This is a genomic window from Marinobacter mobilis (assembly GCF_900106945.1).
GTDB classification, from domain to species: domain Bacteria; phylum Pseudomonadota; class Gammaproteobacteria; order Pseudomonadales; family Oleiphilaceae; genus Marinobacter; species Marinobacter mobilis.
The window spans coordinates 118819-134468 of the sequence record NZ_FNNE01000010.1 but is presented as its reverse complement, the minus strand read 5'-3'; the positions used below and the strand labels follow the sequence as shown (position 1 = coordinate 134468).

Sequence of the window (15650 nt, the reverse complement as noted above, 5' to 3'; positions counted from 1 at the left end):
TGTGTGTCCCGGTTTGCAAGAGTGAGTAGCGCGATGCGCGCTGGATGAATGATGATGAATGTGAACAACCGGGTGACGGGCTGGCGCTGGCTGGCTGCCAGTGCCCTTCTGATGACATCAATGGTGGGTTTTGCCGGCGCTGAGCCGGAGTTGCCGCCGGTGGCCGCGGAGGAAACGGAAGGCGATCGTGGGGCCCGGGTTCCGCTGTTACCGCTGAACGGTGACCTGGCCGGTGACCTGTCCGTTTTCCATACCCGTTACGAGGATACCTTCGCCCAGCTGGGAAGCCGGCTGAGTCTGGGCTACCTGGAACTGGTCAAGGCCAATCCTGGCATCGATCCCTGGTTACCGGGGGACGGCACGCTGATCACCCTGCCCCGTCACTACGTGATGCCGGAAACCCGGCGCGAGGGCATTGTCGTCAACTTGGCGGAATACCGGTTGTATTACTTCCGCGACGGAGGTGTTGAGGTCTATCCGGTGGGGGTGGGCACGGATGACAACCCGTCGCCGCTGACCGATGCCAAAGTCACCATGCGCCTGGAATCGCCCGCCTGGTACCCTCCGGCGAGCATCCGCGCCGAATACGCCGCCAGTGGTGACTACCTGCCCCGGATGATTCCCCCGGGGCCGGACAACCCGCTGGGGACCCACGCCCTGGCCCTGAGCGAGGCCGGTTATCTGATTCATGGCACCAACAAGGGCTTTGGGGTTGGCATGCAGGTCAGTCACGGCTGTTTCCGTATGTACAACGAGGACATTGCCGGGCTGGCGTTTTCGGTCGCCAAGGGCACATCGGTTCAGGTGGTCAATCAGCCGGTCAAGGTGGGTCTGAACGGTCGTGAAGTCTGGCTGGAAGTGCACCGCTCCGAAGAAGACTATACCGACAGTGATCGCAATGCCCTGTGGCAGCAGGTGTCGGCCCGTCTGGAGCAATTGCGGGAGGAGCTTCCCGGGGTGGAGATCCAGCGGCAGGCGGTAGAGCTGGCGGTTGATCAGGCGGATGGGATTCCGCGCATGATCGGAGAACAGCTGGCCCAGGTCGCCGCCGATGGGGGCGAAGCCGATGCCAGTGCCAACTCCGGCGAAAACAATCATTTCCTGCAGCTCTGGTTCTGATCCGGGCGCAGACGAGGAAGACCCATGACTCAGACAGTTCTTATTACCGGCGCCAGCTCTGGCCTCGGCGAAGGTATGGCACGGGAATTTGCCAACCGTGGCTGCAATCTGGCGCTGTGTGCCCGCCGCACCGAGCGGCTGGAGCAACTGCGTGAGGAACTTGAGGGCAGTCATCCGGGTCTTACCGTGAAAGTGCGGGCCCTGGACGTCAACAATCACGACCAGGTGTTTGAGGTGTTCCAAGCCTTCCGTGACGACTTTGGCCAGCTGGACCGCATCATTGTGAACGCAGGTATCGGAAAGGGGCAGCCTCTGGGAGCCGGCAAGTTCCGGGCTAACCTGCAGACCGCAGAAACCAATTTTGTGGCGGCACTGGCGCAGATGGAAGCCGCCATGGAAATTTTCCGGGCCCAGAACAAGGGCCACTTGGTGGTGGTTTCCTCCGTGACCGCGGTACGGGGTATGCCGGGCAATGTGACCACGTATGCGGCCACCAAGGCGGGGCTGGCGGCACTGTCGGAAGGATTGCGGGTGGAATTGGCGAAAAAACGCTCACCGATACGGGTGACGACCCTGTATCCGGGCTATATTCGTACTGCGATCAATGAAAAAGTGAAGAACACACCGTTTATCGTCGATGCCCGGACCGGCTGTGCAGCCATGGTCAAGGCCATCGAATCTGAAAAGCCTGAGCTCTACGTGCCGGGCTGGCCATGGACGCCGCTGGGGTTTGTGCTCAAGCGGTTGCCCGTGGGCGTGCTTGCCCGCCTGTTCTAGCGGGCCACGCCATAACGCCACGGCTGGGCTCACCAGGACTTGATCCGGGGAGACGGCATGTTGGTTACCGAACCCAGACTATCCATCCGTTCCCGCCTTTACCGACGCGGCTTCGCCCTCCTGTTGCCTGTCATTGCTCTGCTGCTGCTTGCCTTTGGCAGCACGATCCGGGATGCCGGGGCTGAGGGCCGTTCTGGCCTGGTGCTGACCATCGATGGCGCCATCGGGCCCGCCACCATGGACTACGTGGTGCGAGGCATTCGCAGCGCTGAAGAGCAGGGTGCCGAGCTGCTGGTGCTGCAGATCGATACCCCGGGCGGCCTGATGGAGTCCATGCGTACCATCATCAAGGCGATCCTCGCCGCTGACGTTCCTGTCATCTCCTATGTCGCGCCGGAAGGGGCCCGTGCCGCCAGTGCCGGCACCTATATCCTTTACGGCAGTCACGTCGCCGCTATGGCGCCCGCAACCCATTTGGGCTCGGCGACACCGGTACAGATGGGCGGATTGCCAGGGTCCAGCGAGCCGGAACCTGAGCCTGACGCCGAATCCGATTCCGCCTCCGATGATACCGCCGCAGAGGACAGCAAGCGCCGGGGCGGCACTGCTATGGAGCGCAAGGTGTTGGAGGACGCGGTCAGTTATATCCGCGGTCTTGCCGACCGCCACGGCCGTAACGCCGACTGGGCCGAAGAGGCCGTGCGGGAGGCGGTGAACCTGGGCGCGGAGCAGGCGCTGGAGCAGAATGTCATTGATCTGGTGGCAAGTAACCTGCAGAACCTGCTGGCCCAGCTGGACGGTCATGTGGTGCGTCTGGCCTCCGGGGACCGCACGCTGCAGACCCAAGACCTGGAACTGGTGCACCTGGAAGCGGACTGGCGTACTCGCCTGCTGGCGGTGATCACCGACCCTAACGTGGCCTACTTCCTGATGATCATCGGTTTCTACGGCATCATCTTCGAGCTGTCCAACCCCGGCGCCATCGTGCCGGGCGTGATTGGCGCTATCTGTCTGATCCTGGCGTTATTCGCCTTCCAGGTGCTGTCCGTCAACTATGCCGGGCTGGCGCTGATCCTGCTGGGGCTGGCCTTTATTGTCGGCGAGGCGTTCATGCCCAGCTTTGGCATACTCGGTATCGGCGGCATTATCGCCTTCGTGACCGGCTCGATCATCCTGATGGACGGCAGTCACAGTGATATATCGATACCGACCATCGGTGGCATTGCGCTGGTGGCTGCAGGCTTCATTCTGTGGACCGTGCTGCGGCTGATGAGCCTGCGGCGACATCATCCGGTCAGCGGCCGGGAGCAGATGGGGTTTGAGAAGGCCGAGGCGCTGGACCGGTTTCATGATTCCGAAGGCGAGTACCGTGGTCATGTCCGGCTCAGTGGGGAGCGCTGGAACGCGGTCAGCGCCACGCCAATTCATGCGGGTGAAGTGCTGCAAGTGCTGGCGGTTGAAGGTCTCACCGTTCGGGTCCGTGCGGTGCCCCAAGGTGACAACGGGGACGACTAAATCGAGCAAGGGAAGGAGGTAATATGATTGGTGATCTGATTCCCTATGTGGCACCCACTGTGGTGCTGGTGTTGATCATTGGTTCGGCAATCAGGATCCTGCCGGAATACGAGCGTGGCGTAGTGTTCTTCCTTGGCCGCTTCCAGGGGGTCAAGGGACCAGGGTTGATCATCATCATCCCTGGCATTCAGCAGTTGGTGAGGGTGGATCTGCGGGTCATTACCATGGATGTACCCAGTCAGGATGTGATTTCCAGGGATAACGTCACCGTGCGGGTCAACGCGGTACTGTACTTCCGGGTGGTGGACCCTGAACGGGCAATCATTCGGGTGGAAAACTTTACCAACGCCACCAGTCAGCTGGCCCAGACCACCTTGCGCTCGGTGCTGGGCAAGCATGATCTCGACGAAATGCTGGCGGAGCGGGACAAGATAAACTCTGACCTGCAGGAGATTATTGACGCCCAGACCGAGGAATGGGGGATCAAGGTGGCCAATGTTGAGATCAAGCACGTCGACCTGAATGAAACGATGATTCGGGCCATTGCCCGTCAGGCTGAGGCGGAAAGGGAACGGCGTGCCAAGGTCATCCACGCAGAGGGGGAGCTGCAGGCGTCGAAGAAACTGGTGGAGGCGGCGGAAATCATGTCCACCAACTCGGGGGCGATGCAGCTTCGCTACATGCAGACTCTGGCGGATATGAGCACCAACAATACGTCGACCATTGTGTTCCCGCTGCCAATGGATCTGCTGGAGGCGTTCCGCAAGGCCGGGGGCAAACCGGGCCAAGACGCCGAATAACCGACGAAAAAAAACCGGTCACGGAGACCGGTTTTCCATAAGTCAGAAGACTCATTACTTCTGGCTGGCTTGCTCCAGCATACGACGAGCGCGCTCGTTGGCTTCGTCAGCGGAACGCTGAGCAGCCTGTGCAGCGGCCAGTGCTTCTTCAGCGGTCTGCTGTGCAGAACGTGCAGCGCTGATAGCCTGGTTAGCAGTTTCCATTGCGTTGCCGGCAGTCTGCTCAGCGGAAGCAGCGTTTGCACTTGCTTCGTCAATAGCAGCCTGGTTGGACGCACAACCAGCAGTCATAGCAGTGGCCAGGGCAATTCCAGCGATGGTCAACTTACGCATATCAAATCCTCTTTATTGAGTCGATTTACTTCCTGTGGAGCAGAAGCTTCTTTAGCCAACATCCAGTTATTTCGTGCGCGGGTGGCTTCGACAACCGGAATCGTGAATTAGTTTAAAACACAATCAGCGATAATGTTAACTAAGTATCGACAAAAGTTTTCACGGTTCGACAACAACTTAAAAAATGTTAACCCGCGAAGTCGTCAAAAAATGACGAATGCATGAGGAGCTGAAGGCGTCAGGGCACAATCTGGATGGGGGTGCCGTCGGCGACCAGTTGCCAGATTTCATCCATTTCGTCGTTGCTGACCGCAATGCAGCCGTTCGTCCAGTCGAGGCCGCGGTAGGCGAAGGCATAGTCGCCGGCCTCATTGGGCAGACCGTGGATCATGATGCTGCCACCGGGGTCGAGACCCCAGGCGCGGGCCAGCTCACGGTCTCGGGTGTTGGGGTAGGAAATGTGAATCGACTTGTAGAAGTCGCTGTTGGCGTTGCGCCAGTCCAGGGTATAGCGGCCTTCCGGGGTGCGTTCGTCGCCTTCGTAAAGCTTGTGGCCCACGGGATTGTCGCCCAGGGAAATGCGATAGCTGCGGATCACATCTTCTCCGGCCATCAGGTAGAGCCGGCGTTCCTGCTTGCGCACCAGAACCTCACTGATGGACGGCATGTCGTCCATGGTAGTGGTCGCCAGTGCCAGTTCCGAGGCCTGTCCTTGTGGGGCCAGAATCAGCAGTAACGGCAGTGCGATAGACAGCAGCAGGTGGTACGGACGCAAAACCAATCCTTACTAATCATTAATCAGGGAGTGGAACTTTTTATAGCACAGACAGTCGTCATAACGAATATTGTCGTGTCGTCAAAATGTTAAGTTTCTTGATCGGTCATTTTCAGGCCCACCATGGTGACCCGATCAACATCGGTTGCCCTCGCCACCAGGGTGACCGGTCCCAGCAGCACCTTGTCGCCCACCACCGGATGGCCCCGGGTGCGCCGGGCAAAGCAGTCGGCCAGTGACAGTTCAGGGGGCAGTTCATCAAACTCGATGCCATAGACCTGCTCCACATCCCCGAGCAAGGCATCGCCATTGAGCACGAAATCCCCGAAAAAGGCCCGTTCTGCCAAATGCCGTGGCGGCTGCCGGCCACTGAGTGACTTGCCGAGTTCCGGTAACAGATCGGGTACCGCAAAAATGGCAATGACATCGCCCGTGCTGACCATCAGCTCCGGCACCGGTTGCAGGCACAAGCGCTCGCGGAAGACCCCGGCAATGGCGGTGTTGGGCGGCAACTTGAGCTGCTGCAGCGGCCGGCTGTCGCGCCAGGGCTCTCCCCGCAACGGAAACAGCATCAGTTCGTGATCACCGGCGGCGCTGACATCCAGTGGCATGCGCCGGTAAGGATCATCGCCGGCGGGTACTTCCAGCTTCAGCTTACGGGCCAGTGGCGCCATGGTGGTGCCCTGGATCAGCAGCGACACCAGGACGATGAAGAAGGCGATATGGAACAGCAGCCGGGCCTCCGGCAGGTTGGCCATCACCGGGAACAGGGCCAGCACGATCGGTACTGCCCCCCGCAGACCGACCCAGCTGATGAACCCGAGCTCGCGCCGGTTGAAACCGAATGGCCACAGGGTGCCGATCACCGCGAGCGGGCGGATCACAAAAATCAGTGTGGAGGCCAGCAACAGGGCACCGGCGGTCAGCGGCAGCAGCTCGGAAGGGTTCACCAGCAGACCCAGGATCAGGAACAGGCAGAGCTGAGCCAACCAGGCGAGGCCGTCATGCACCTGCAGGATCATCGGCAACATTCGCACATGGCGATTGCCGATCATCACTCCGGTCAGGTATATCGCGAGAAAGCCGCTGCCCTGAAGGGCGTTAGTGGCGGCAAAGATGGCCAGTCCGGAAGCAACCACCAGTAACGGATACAGCGACGGCGTGAGCGGAATGCGGTTGACCAGCGCGACCACCAGGTAGCCGCCGGCGACGCCCATCAGCGTGCCGATGCCGAATTGCTGAACCAGGATCGAGGCCACCTGCCAACCGGCACTGGCTTCACGGGTTTCCACCATAGTCACCAGCATCATGGTGAGGAAAATGGCCATCGGGTCGTTACTGCCGGACTCGATCTCCAGGGTGGCGCTGACCCGTTCGTTCAGGTGCAGCCCGCGCCCCTGCAGCAATGAAAACACGGCAGCGGCGTCGGTGGAGGAAATGATCGCGCCCAGCAGGAACGCGGTCATCCAGTGCAGGTCGAATACCCAATGAGCAATCAGGGCCGCCCCGGCGGCGGTGATGAATACCCCCACCGTGGCCAGCATCAGGGCGGGCTTGAGGCCAACCCGGAAGGTGTCTGCCCGGGTGCGCATACCGCCGTCAAGGAGGATGACCGCCAGCGCCAGGTTGCCGACCAGGAAGGCCAATTCGAAATTGTCGAAGCGGATCCCGCCGGCACCGTCCTCGCCCATCATCATGCCCACAATCAGGAAAATCAGCAGCACCGGCATGCCCAGCCGGCTGGACAGCGGGCTGAGTACGATGCTGATGACCAGCATCAGGGCAGCAATGAGGATGAGCGTGAAATCCATTCAGTCTCCAGCGGTTGGTCGGGCAGCCGGTATTCCGGGGCAAGGGCGGATTTCCGGAGTCAGCATGCGTCGCTACAGGCCGATGCGCCCCGGAAGGGGACTCAGCTGAAAGTATCGCACACCCGCAGAGGTTAGTGGCGGCAATCCCGGTGAACAATTGTGGATTCGCGCGCGCGGTAAAACGCGCTTGCCAGTTTCTGTGGCGGGCTCTATAGTCTTGCCGACACCTACGGGTGCGTGTCGTTCAGCGGGTGTAGTTCAATGGTAGAACGGCAGCTTCCCAAGCTGCATACGAGGGTTCGATTCCCTTCACCCGCTCCATTCCGGGCCGTTACCGGCACCCTCCTTCTGCTGAACACCAGGAGCTCACGCTCTGGTAGAGCTGGTCATGCCCCTGTTCACAGCGCTCTCAATACCAACAGCGTCCAACCTGGATTCGCCCAAGATCTGACCGGTGGTTTCTTCGACTCGGGCGCTACCGGAAAGCCTCATCACCGTCAGCCTGATCGTCGTATAAATTTTGGTTGTTGTACATTTGTACTAAACTGTTGAGGGTTGCGGTGTCTCTATGGGGAAAGGGGCCTGTCATCGCCGTTTGTTGGTGGAGTATCGGGCCTTGGCCGAGCTCACAGGACTCCACTGAACGGTAGTAGGAACACCCAGGATTCAACAGGAACTCTGCATGACCGATGACATTGTGGAATTTGTTGCGGAAGACGATGCGGATAGCAAAGTCGCCGAGATGCCCGCGGCACACCTCTGGCAAATATTGGTGGTGGACGACGATCCGGAAGTGCACGAGTCGACCCGATTTGCCCTCTCAGACATTGAGCTTCTCGGGGCGCGGGTAAGCCTGCAATCTGCCTTCTCGGCGGAAGATGCGCGCCAGTATCTGTCAGCTCATGATGAGCCGGCGGTTATTCTGCTTGATGTGGTGATGGAAACCTCCGATGCGGGCTTGCGGTTGGCCAAGTGGATTCGGGAAGACCTCAAACTGCTGAAAACCCGGATCATCCTGCGTACCGGACAGGCTGGTTATGCCCCGGAACTCAAGGTCATCAGCGAATACGACATCAACGACTACCGGGTGAAGAATGAGCTGACTCAGGTTCGGTTGATTACCTCACTAACCGCAGCGTTGCGAAGTTACCAGCAGATTCTCCGGCTCGAGACCAGCCATCGTGGACTGCAGCACATTATTGAGGCAACCCGGAGCCTTCTCAGCAGTGACGGCTTTCGCCAGTTTTCCTTTGGTATTCTGACCCAGATCGGGGGGGTCCTGAATCTCAACGAATCGGAAGGCATCGTGGTGGTGTCGATACCCCGTGACCGGGTGGCCGCAGAGCCGTTTGAGCTGAATGATCAGAGCATCGTAGCGGCGACCGGGCGCTTTGAGGGACTGATTGCGCGATCGGTACAGGAAATATCCTCTCTGCTTCAGCGGCAGTTGATCGACCGGGTCATCAAAAGCAATCAACATTATTTCGGCGCCGAAGGCACGGCACTGATCTGTCGCGGTCAGCATTTTTCATTGGTGGTGTATGTCGAATGCCGGCAAGCGGTGACGGCTGAGGAGAAAGACCTGTTGCAGCTGTTCTGCCAGAACATTGGTCTGATGGCGGACAATATGACACTCATTGACCGCCTGAATCAGCAGGCGTTCTTTGACCCGACCACCCTGCTGCCCAATCGCAATAGTTTTGAACAATGGCTGGATGGCCAGCGACGGCAGCTGTTTGACCATCGCCTGTTGCTGATCAATATCGATTATTTCAACAGCGTTCTGGAAACACTGGGCCAGGCCAAATGCGCCAAACTGATCCGGCAGTATGCGAGCAAGCTACAGGGCAGCCTGCGCGACATCAGTAAGTTCTTTGCTCACCTGGGGGATGACACCTTTGCGGCGGTGATTCCCGGAGCCGTTGATAAAACGGTGGTGGAGTCGGTACTCAACCAGGAAGTAGCGTTCACCGGGTTTAATGTGCACATCATGGCCACGGCGATCACCGTGGATCTCGATGAGATGGGGTTGAATGGCGCCCAGCTATTGGGCGCTGCTCACCTGTTTATGAAAGATGCCAAGCGACATAACCGTCGCGGGCTCAAGCACTACCCGATGGCGGCGCTGGAAAATGGGCGCCGCAACATCCAACTACTGCGGGATCTGGTGATTGCGATCCGTGATGATCAGCTGACCATGCATTATCAGCCCAAATGGGACCTTGCGGGGGAATGCTATTGCGGCATGGAGGCGTTGGTTCGCTGGCCCCATCCCGATGGTCACTGGGTGTCCCCGGCGGAATTTGTCCCGTTGGCTGAAACCGCCGGTTTGGGCAACGATCTGTTTCAGTGGGTGTTGGAGAGGGTGCTCCGGGAATATGCAGACCTGATTGCCCATGTTCCCCAGGCCGGTCCTGTGGCGATCAATATCTCCGGTGCGCAACTGCATGACCTGTCCATTGTCGACCGTTTTACGGCCTGTGCGGAGCGTTATGGTGTCCCGGTTTCCAGTTTGATCTTCGAAATAACCGAGTCGGCGGCGATTGTTGGCGGCATCGAAGGTGCCATTGAATTGCTCGGCCGATTGAAAGCGTCCGGCGTCAGCATCTCTCTGGACGATTTTGGTACCGGCTATTCATCTCTCTCCTACCTGGCGCGATTGCCGGTGGATCAGCTCAAGCTGGACCGATCGTTTATCCAGAAGATCAAGGAACCCGCTGGCGTTGCCATCGTGAGATCGATTCTGGACCTGAGCGCATCGCTGGGGTTGGACGTGGTGGCCGAGGGTATCGAAGAAGAAGCAGAAGCTCGCCTGCTACGGGAACTGCGCATCAACAGCTTCCAGGGCTATCTGTTTGCCCGTCCAATGCCCATGGCCGAGGTCCGCGAATTGCTGCAAGGGCGCGCGTAATCATGCCGGTGCCCTGGTATCGTTCGATCCGTACCCAGGTCTTGCTGCTGCTGACGGCGCCTCTGTTACTCCTGTTCTGGTTGTTGGTGGTTCATACCAAGCAAGTGTTTGAACAGGTGCAGGTGGAAAACCTGGTGCAGTCGGTCACTACCTACTCCCAGACACTGAACCTGGGGATTTCTGTGCACCTGGGGATTGGCAACTCGGTGCAGCAGCTTGCTCCGTTTTTGAACGAATTCATCGGGTCTGATGTCGATGGCATTGATTATCTTGCCCTGACCGATGAACAGGGTGAGCTCATCGCCAAGACGCCGGAAACGCCGGTGCTGGCGACGGTCGCCGCGAATCTCCCGATGACGCCGGAATTGCTGTCCCTGGATCAGTATCACGTTTCCATTCCCATCCTGCTGGAAGGCGACAACGTCGGCCTCTTACATTACGGCGTGTCACTCAACAGCATTCGCCAGGCCTCCCAGTCGGTATTTCAGAGATTCCTGGGCCGGAGTCTCCTTGGTCTCGGCTTGATCGTAATCCTGATCAGTACGTTGGCCATCTGGGGATTGCTAAGAATCAGCCGCCGGCTTCAAGGCCTGATACAACGCAGCCGCAAGATCGCCAAAGGCGACTATAGTGTGCCGATTGTCGACAACAGACGGGATGAAATCGGTGTTCTCGGCCATCAGATGGAGCGAATGCGGGAAGCGATCCGGAACCGGATTGCCGAGTCGAACGAAAGCCGACTGCAGGTGGAGCAGCTCAACCGCAATCTTGTAGAGACCCTGGAGCAACTCAGGGTGTCGCAAGTGAACTTGGTGCAATCCGAGAAACTGGCCAGTCTGGGCGGCATTGTCGCTGCGGTAGCCCACGAGCTGAATACCCCGGTTGGTAACGCCCTCACAGTGGCCACGACCTTCGATCAGAAGGCACAGGAATTCAGCCGGGCACTGGCGCAGGGGCTAAAAAAGTCGATCTTGGAAAAGTACGTGTCAGATTCGATTCTGGCAACGGAACTGATAACCCGTAACCTGACGCGAGCTTCGGATCTGGTGGAGAGTTTCAAGCACGTCGCTGTTGATCAAACCAGCTCAAAGCGCCGGCGGTTTAACCTCAGTGACACCATGGAGGACCTGCTGACCACGTTGCGGCCTACCATCAAACACCGGCCGGTCACCATCCATGTCGACATTCCGGATGACATAGAAATGGACAGCTTTCCGGGCCCGCTCTGTCAGGTGGTGTCTAACCTGTTCAACAATTCCATGGTTCATGCGTTTGAGTCCAGTGATACCGACGGCACCTGGGACATTACCGCGCGTATGGCCACGGCCGAGCAGGTCACCTTGCGGGTTACGGACAATGGCACGGGAATGCCGGAGGCAATTGTGAACAAGATTTTCGACCCTTTCTTTACCACCCGGCTCGGCCAGGGGGGCAGCGGCCTGGGGCTGCATATTGTCTATAACCTGGTCACCTCGGTGTTGGGGGGGACGGTGTCGGTAGACTCGGAACCTGACCGGGGGAGCACGTTCATCCTGCAGTTGCCCCTGAGCCCTCAAACCCTCAACGACAATACCCCTGAACAACCGGTGACCGCATGACAACGCATGGTAGATTCCTGATCGGGTGGGTGTTCCTGATGCTGCTCCAGAGCTCGGGTGCACAGGCTTGGGAGTTGATAGAGGACCGGCTATTTTTTAATACCTATGGCACCCTGGGGCTGGCTGTTCTGGATCACGACGATGTCGTGCTTGCCAATATTCAAAACCAGACCATTGATGATCAGCCCTCGGCCAGTTTTGACAGCAGGGTGGGGCTTCAACTTGATTACCGCGTGGCGGATGAATGGTCCATCACCTGGCAGGGGTTGGCAACTAAAGATGGGCCCAGCAGCTATACACTGGAGACCAAATGGGCTTACCTCAGCTATGACGCCACTCCCTGGTTGAACCTGCGCCTGGGGCGCTTCATTACGCCGCTTTACCAGATTTCTGAGCAACGTTATGTGGGTTATAGCCAGCCATGGGCCCGACCGCCGCTGGAGGTGTATGGCAACGAAAACCAGTTTGATGTTTCTGATGGCCTCTGGGCAAAACTGATACTGCCGACCACCCGTGTCACCTCCGTCATCGAAGTGTTTGTCACTCGGCTTGAGGATGAGGTGGCGGACATTGATGTCGAGCTATCGCCCATCGTGGGAGTGGCCTTTTCTGTTTCGTACCAACATCTGGATGTGCGGCTGATGTCTGCCCGGCTTCCGATTTCCCTGCATGGGGGGACGCTGGACAGTCTGGCAAACCTGTTGCAGCAGCCAACCGCCGACCACCGCTATGACCTGGATGATACTCTCTGGTACTACGATCTGGGGCTGCAGTACAGTGACCTGAAGTGGTTGGGGATGGTTGAATACATCCAGAATCGGGTCGACAGCTACTACTACCCGGAAATAGAAGCCTATTCTGTGACTGCCGGCCGTTATGCCGGGGCCTTCCTGGTTTATGCCGTCTATTCCAGGCGTGTCTCCCTGAACAATAACGCGGAGAACGGCCTGACAGGTGGCGCCAGCGTCGTGGCCAATGGCCTTATCGCGGATCGGAATTCGCGTGATCAGTCCACCATTGGCCTCGGTGCCCGTTGGGATGCGATGGCGGGGGTTGCGATCAAGGGACAGTGGGATCATATCCAGGTCAAACCGGGCGATCGAGGGGGCTTTGATCAGGCGCCCCATGGCCACGTTAATATGTTTACCGTTTCAGTTGACTGGGCGTTCTGATGAAAACCGCGTACGCGTTGCTCAGCCTGCTCCTGTTAGCCACTTCTGTCCCGGCTTTTGCGGAGCAATTGGTGGTGGTGGCCGGCCCAGACAGCGACATTTCCAGACTCAGTATCGAGGAGCTGTCGGATCTTTATCTCGGTAAACGCTCGACAGACCACGAGGGGCGACAGCTGACGGTGTATGACCTGGATGATCTGGCGGTACGCAGTGATTTTTGTCGTTCCGCTTTGTCGATGTCTCTGCTCCAGTTGCGGGCCTACCGGGCAAAACAGGTCTTTACCGGGCGTGGACGTCCACCCCGGCAGCTCGCAGTAGAGGAGCTGATCGAACGTGTGAAGAACAACCCTCAGGCCATTGGCTACCTTCCCCGTGATAGAGCCGGGGGATTGACGATCGTCCACAGTTTCTGACCGGCCCTGTGGGGGACACGGAGGTGATGGCGGCCATCATCAGGGTGTAACCCTTCGGCAGGATCACCCTGATGCGCGCATACTCGCGGGCCCTGACTGCCGGGTTGCTCAGTGCAGTTTGAGGCGCGGGTGCATGGCCCGATTGATCTTGTCCATCAGCCAGATCATGCCGGTACGCAGGAACCCGTGCAGGGCCACCTGATGCATGCGGTACAGCGAGACGTAGAACAGTCGCGCCACCTTGCCTTCAATATACATACTGCGGCCGGACAGGTTGCCCATCAGGTTGCCGACGGTGGTGTAGTGGCTGAAGTTGATCAACGAGCCGTGGTCCTTGTACACAAAAGCCACCTCATCACCACCATCGAGTCGGTTGACCAGAGTTTCAAACAGAGTGTCGGCCTGCTGGTGAGCGGCCTGGGCCCGCGGAGGAACCGGACGCTCGGAATCCGGTTGCGGGCAGGCCGCGCAGTCACCGAAGGCGTAGATATCGCGATCCATAGAGGTACGCAGGGTCTGGCTGACCACCAGCTGGTTGCCGCGGTTGGTTTCCAGGCCATCAAGCTGGGTCAGGAATACCGGCGCCTTGATACCGGCCGCCCAGATGGTCATGGCGGACGCCAGTTCGGTACCGTCTTTCATCACCACCCGGTCTGACTTGATCTCGCTGACCGGCTGCCCTGTGAACACGGTGACCTTCTGATTCTCCAGTTCCCGTGTGGCGGCCGCTGATAGCCGGCCCGGCAAGGCCGGCAGGATGCGATCGGCGGCTTCAATGACCGAGATGCTGACGTCGTCGGACTTGAGCGCGTTCATGCCGTACACCGGCAGTTCCCGCGACGCCAGGCGCAGCTCCGCGGCCAGCTCAACGCCGGTGGCGCCGGCCCCGATAATGGTGATCGGCAATTGCGCTGGCTGATCCTGCTTGGCGGCATGATTGGTGCGCAGGAAGGCATTGAGCATCAGATTGTGGAACTTGCGTGCCTGGGCCAGGCTGTCGAGGAACAGGCAGTGTTCCTGAGCGCCGGGCGTGCCAAAGTCATTGGCGGTACTGCCCACGGCAATCACCAGGGTGTCGTAGGACACCTCCCGTTCTGGCACCACTTCGTGCCCATCGGCGTCGTAGAAGGGGTCCAGGGTGATCTTCTTGCTGCCCCGGTCGAGCCCGCTCATCCGCCCGAGCTGGAATTCGTAATGGTGCTTGCGGGCATGGGCCCGAAAGTTGACTTCGTTGCTGCTGGCATCCAGCGAGCCGGCAGCCACTTCGTGCAGCAGTGGCTTCCAGACGTGGGTCAGCACCGCGTCGATGAGGGTGACACGCGCTTTCTTCTTTTTAGCGAGTTTGTTTCCCAGGCGGGTGACGAGTTCAAGGCCTCCGGCGCCGCCGCCAACGACGACGATGTGGTGCAGGTTTTCCATGGGCAATTCCCCTAAAGTAAAGACAGCGAAAGGTGCTGCCGGGGCAGGTCCCTTCGCTTTCTTCACTCACGGTTGGCTTAGGGCACGTATGCTAACGGGGATGGCCGTAAGAGACAATTGAACTTAAGCGCCATGGCGGTTCCGTGGGCGGCTTATTGCCCTGCAAGTCTCTGTAATGGCGTTGTGATGATGCGGATTTGACGGTGGGATCTGCTAACCTAATCTACAGTCGGTTGTTGTTACAACCTGCGCATAGGTCATTAAGGAGAAAACCGTGAAGATCGAAGTCTCTGGGATTACCGAGGGGCAACCCATACCGGAAAAGTTCGCCTTTGGCGTGTTCAATGCCGACGACCACATGAGTTTCGGTCCCAACCGCAACCCGGAGGTGGCGTGGGACAAGGTGCCTGAGGGCACCCGGAGTTTTGCCATCGTGATGTTCGATCCGGACGTGCCGAGCGTTGCCGATGACGTTAACCAGGAAGGCAAGGTCGTGTCTCGGGATTTACCACGGGTGGACTTCTTCCACTGGCTGCTGGTGGATATTCCGGCGGATGTGCGCCGTATTCCCGAAGGTGAGGATTCCAATGGCGTCATGCCCAAGGGCAAGCCAGCGGGCGCCGGTGCGATTGGTCTGCGTGGGGTCAATAATTACACCCAGTTCCTGGCCGGAAATCCGGACATGGCGGGTATCTATGCGGGTTATGACGGCCCCTGCCCGCCCTGGAACGACGAGCTGCTGCACCACTACCATATCGAACTCTATGCCCTTGATGTGGCATCTCTGGGCCTCAGCGGCGAATTTGATGGTGTGGCGGTGCGCGAGGCAATGAAAGGCCATATTCTCGCCAGCGCCCGGGTAACCGGCACCTACACCCTGAACCCCGATCTGCGCTAGTCACTGCGGCCAGCGGAACCCGGTTGTAACAATCGACGGGGTTCCGTGTCCAGCCTCTGAACGGATAACGGAATTGATCGATCCCTGCCGTCTCTGGTTGTCAGTGACG

At 58.9% G+C, this 15650-nt stretch carries 13 protein-coding genes and 1 tRNA gene; 10 read left to right on the top strand and 4 right to left on the bottom strand.

From position 1 onward, the window contains the following. Positions 1-48 precede the first annotated feature (48 nt). The 4 genes from BLV11_RS15540 to BLV11_RS15525 are packed head-to-tail and all read left to right on the top strand — an operon-like array spanning position 49 to position 4211. Entirely contained in the window at positions 49-1119 is a 1071-nt protein-coding gene (locus BLV11_RS15540; protein ID WP_425433822.1) for a L,D-transpeptidase family protein, read from the top strand. A gap of 24 nt (positions 1120-1143) precedes the next feature. After that, positions 1144-1896: an SDR family oxidoreductase gene (locus BLV11_RS15535; RefSeq protein ID WP_091812281.1), complete on the top strand. Its 753-nt coding sequence runs from the start codon at positions 1144-1146 to the stop codon at positions 1894-1896. 57 nt (positions 1897-1953) lie between these two features. After that, positions 1954-3411 carry an NfeD family protein gene (locus BLV11_RS15530; RefSeq protein WP_091812280.1) on the top strand — a complete coding sequence of 486 codons (1458 nt, stop codon included), beginning with the start codon at positions 1954-1956 and terminating at the stop codon, positions 3409-3411. A gap of 23 nt (positions 3412-3434) precedes the next feature. Then, positions 3435-4211, top strand: coding sequence for a slipin family protein (locus BLV11_RS15525; protein ID WP_091812279.1), 777 nt, complete (start codon positions 3435-3437; stop codon positions 4209-4211). Between the two features lie 54 nt (positions 4212-4265). Here BLV11_RS15525 and BLV11_RS15520 read toward each other — a convergent pair whose 3' ends face one another. The 3 genes from BLV11_RS15520 to BLV11_RS15510 all read right to left on the bottom strand — a co-directional run bounded on the left by BLV11_RS15520 (position 4266) and on the right by BLV11_RS15510 (position 7130). Then, on the bottom strand, positions 4266-4544 hold the full coding sequence (locus tag BLV11_RS15520; RefSeq protein ID WP_091812278.1) for an Lpp/OprI family alanine-zipper lipoprotein: 279 nt from the start codon (positions 4542-4544) through the stop codon (positions 4266-4268). Positions 4545-4782: 238 nt separating this feature from the next. Beyond that, the gene (locus BLV11_RS15515) at positions 4783-5304 is read right to left on the bottom strand and encodes a L,D-transpeptidase family protein (protein WP_175528313.1); all 522 of its coding nucleotides are present in this window, start codon (positions 5302-5304) and stop codon (positions 4783-4785) included. Between the two features lie 104 nt (positions 5305-5408). Then, positions 5409-7130, bottom strand: coding sequence for a potassium/proton antiporter (locus BLV11_RS15510; protein WP_091812277.1), 1722 nt, complete (start codon positions 7128-7130; stop codon positions 5409-5411). 247 nt (positions 7131-7377) lie between these two features. Between BLV11_RS15510 and BLV11_RS15505 the strand changes: the two genes are divergently transcribed. The 5 genes from BLV11_RS15505 (at position 7378) to BLV11_RS15485 (ending at position 13224) form a co-directional block, all read left to right on the top strand. After that, positions 7378-7451, top strand: a tRNA-Gly gene (locus tag BLV11_RS15505). Positions 7452-7812: 361 nt separating this feature from the next. Next, positions 7813-10041: a GGDEF/EAL domain-containing response regulator gene (locus BLV11_RS15500; protein ID WP_091812276.1), complete on the top strand. Its 2229-nt coding sequence runs from the start codon at positions 7813-7815 to the stop codon at positions 10039-10041. A gap of 2 nt (positions 10042-10043) precedes the next feature. Continuing rightward, on the top strand, positions 10044-11639 hold the full coding sequence (locus BLV11_RS15495; protein WP_091812275.1) for a sensor histidine kinase: 1596 nt from the start codon (positions 10044-10046) through the stop codon (positions 11637-11639). Continuing rightward, complete coding sequence (locus BLV11_RS15490) at positions 11636-12811, top strand: hypothetical protein (RefSeq protein WP_091812274.1); 1176 nt, start codon at positions 11636-11638, stop codon at positions 12809-12811. Before BLV11_RS15495 ends, BLV11_RS15490 begins: the two co-directional genes overlap by 4 nt. Next, complete coding sequence (locus BLV11_RS15485; protein ID WP_091812273.1) at positions 12811-13224, top strand: hypothetical protein; 414 nt, start codon at positions 12811-12813, stop codon at positions 13222-13224. Before BLV11_RS15490 ends, BLV11_RS15485 begins: the two co-directional genes overlap by 1 nt. A 108-nt stretch (positions 13225-13332) precedes the next feature. Here the strand turns inward: BLV11_RS15485 and BLV11_RS15480 are convergent, their stop codons facing one another. After that, positions 13333-14643, bottom strand: a complete 1311-nt coding sequence (locus BLV11_RS15480; RefSeq protein WP_091812272.1) for an NAD(P)/FAD-dependent oxidoreductase — start codon at positions 14641-14643, stop codon at positions 13333-13335. A 274-nt stretch (positions 14644-14917) separates the two neighbouring features. Between BLV11_RS15480 and BLV11_RS15475 the strand changes: the two genes are divergently transcribed. Next, positions 14918-15541, top strand: a complete 624-nt coding sequence (locus BLV11_RS15475) for a YbhB/YbcL family Raf kinase inhibitor-like protein (RefSeq protein ID WP_091812271.1) — start codon at positions 14918-14920, stop codon at positions 15539-15541. Positions 15542-15650: the final 109 nt, after the last annotated feature.